This window comes from Salinimicrobium oceani (assembly GCF_012037645.1).
This window is the reverse complement of record NZ_JAAVJR010000978.1, coordinates 1-379: the sequence shown is the minus strand read 5'-3', so window position 1 is coordinate 379 and position 379 is coordinate 1. Positions and strand designations below refer to the sequence as shown.

Genomic DNA, 379 nt, shown 5'->3' with positions numbered 1-379 from the left:
ATCTTATCCTGCTCCTCTCCTTTCGGAAACATCAAAGGAATGACATCCCGCACCTTCATTTCCTTAGGTAGAAAGCTGTCCTGCGGCAAAAATCCGATCAATTTCTTTGGAAAGATTTCCGACGGCGGAATGTTCTCTCCATTGATGTAGATGATGATAGCATCCATACTGAGAGTACCCATTATGCCCTTAAGTAAAGTAGATTTACCCGAACCATTCCTTCCAAAAAGGCCGATTATCTCGCCCGTTTTACAGCCGAAGGAAACTCTGTTCAGAATTTTTCTTTTTCCGAAGGTCTTGTTCACCTCCACCACTTCCAGCCGATTCATAAAAAAAGGAACAAAATGAGAAGTACAGGACCTGCAAAAATGAGATTGCA

At 42.5% G+C, this 379-nt stretch carries 1 protein-coding gene; it reads right to left on the bottom strand.

Annotated elements, in window-relative coordinates; all coding sequences use genetic code 11:
• Positions 1–329, bottom strand: a 329-nt coding sequence (locus HC175_RS20345) for an ATP-binding cassette domain-containing protein (RefSeq protein WP_168139859.1), incomplete at its 3' end; no start/stop codon positions are given.
• Positions 330–379 lie beyond the last annotated feature (50 nt).